Consider the following 1,917-nt stretch of genomic DNA (forward strand, 5'->3'; position numbering starts at 1 on the left):
TCCCCATTCCGCGCTCAAGATGGCTTCCCCTCGGCAGTTCATCAGGGCTAAATCAAACTAGCCGACCTGTCCGGTGAAACGGGGTGCACTCCAGCTACCTAATGCCGCTCTGATTTCTGCATGAGGTTCGCTAGGTCGGTACCCAGTAGCCTCCCATTAGCCTTGATCGCCAGGGCGACGGCAAGGAGAAGGGGCTTGGAAGACGATAAAATTTGCTTTCCCCGCTCGTACTCCCCACTCAGAATTGCATTCACTTGATTTCGGGAGATCGTATCCCGCCAGAGATTTCCTCTGTCGAACTCGGATACCGCCCCCGGATTAAAGGCAAGCGATTCGCCAAATCCGAACATCGATATCATCTCAGTCGCCATCCGGGTCGCGGAATGGAGATCGCTTTCGTTCGATCCTCCTGCCGATGTCGTGCGGTCGCCGAAAACGATCTCTTCTGCGATCATGCCTCCTAACAACATGGCGATATTATCCGACATCGAACCACGGCTTTGGAAACCGCCCGATGCTTGAACTCTGGTCACAGTTCGCCCCCAGTTGGTCCCCTCTGGCGGGAAGGAGTTCTCGAAATCATAGATTTCAACCGATACTACCGTACCCACTTCTAAATGGGCGGCGAGAATTGCGTGACCGGCCTCATGCACAGCGACCCGGAAAAGATCAGCTTCGTCAGGGATAGACATGGAAGGCAGTAGCGCAATCACGTCATCCATCGACACGTCACGTCTGCTCGCTCTTGCAGCTCTGCGAACTTCACGTGATAACCGCTCGATGTCCGCACCTGTGCGTCCTGCAAGTCGACCCGCCACGCTTGGCAACATTTCGTCGTGTGATAACGAAGGAAAATAATGTTTCAGGATGTCTAGTCTCGTTCTGGCGTCTGGCAATGGAAAATGTATTTTTCGCTCCAAGCGACCGCTTCGCAACAGCGCCGGGTCAATCCGGTCAGGTTGATTGCAGACTCCCAGCACAATGACACCCTCGCGGCCTTCAATCCCGTCAATGGCCTGAAGTAGCCCATTAACAACCTGGATTTGGTAATCCCTATACTCGGTAAAGTCGTTCCGGCTGCCAATGCTGTCTAATTCGTCGATGAATAGCAATGATGGCGCATTGTTCTTCGCCTGCGCGAAAGATTTGCGCATCGCCGCAAGAAGGCTGCCGAGATGGCCATCCTTGCTTCCTTGCCATTCGGCGTGAGATGTGGCGACAAGATGAAGTTGGCACTCGCTGGCAAGGGCGAGAGCGAAGCTGGTTTTGCCGGTTCCCGGGGGACTGTAAAGGAGTGCACCCTTGTCGACATCGGCCCAAGGGATTTTCCCAAGCCTGTATTCCTGCAAATCTCTCTGAAGTTCTCGCGACCAAGCGCTTGCCGGTCCAAAGCCCTTGTGCGTGTGGAGCGGTAGTATTCGGGAAGGAGCCGCCACTGGCCGGATGGCACGCAGCCTTGAGATCGCGGCGCTCGCGCTAGCGTTTCTGCGGAACACCCCATCTATATAATCCGATGGTACTGAAGCTATCTCCTTCAAGCAGTCATCAGGCAAATCTCCGCAATTTATCAGCCTAGACAACGAACGAAACTGGTCGGCAGAGCCAACCTCAATACGAAGGCGTCGCGTTACAGCGACCTGGAGTCGGGGGTCCGCCTCCCAGCTCTCGCTGCAGAACACCAGTACGCGGGATCGTTTGAGCAAGGCCAGGGCTTCGTCATCGCTATCTCGTCGGCGTCCAGAGTCAGGGTAGGACGTCACCGTTATATTGGTCGAGGTTAAAGCATGCTTAGCGGCCGCCTGAAGTATGTCGGGTTGCCAATTTGATGATGTGGACGGCCCTCCGAACCCGTCGCGCGAGATGCTAAGATCATTCTGCGCAACTCAGAGAAGGAACCGTGTCATGACTTTCGAGAAG

At 55.0% G+C, this 1,917-nt stretch carries 1 protein-coding gene; it reads right to left on the reverse strand.

Going from position 1 to position 1,917, the window contains the following annotated elements; all coding sequences use genetic code 11:
• Window positions 1-98: 98 nt before the first annotated feature.
• Window positions 99-1,349 (reverse strand): AAA family ATPase, encoded by a 1,251-nt coding sequence (locus GGR23_RS22960; RefSeq protein ID WP_183368614.1) that lies wholly within the window; start codon window positions 1,347-1,349, stop codon window positions 99-101.
• Window positions 1,350-1,917: the final 568 nt, after the last annotated feature.

Source organism: Gellertiella hungarica, from assembly GCF_014197145.1.
Lineage (GTDB): Bacteria > Pseudomonadota > Alphaproteobacteria > Rhizobiales > Rhizobiaceae > Gellertiella > Gellertiella hungarica.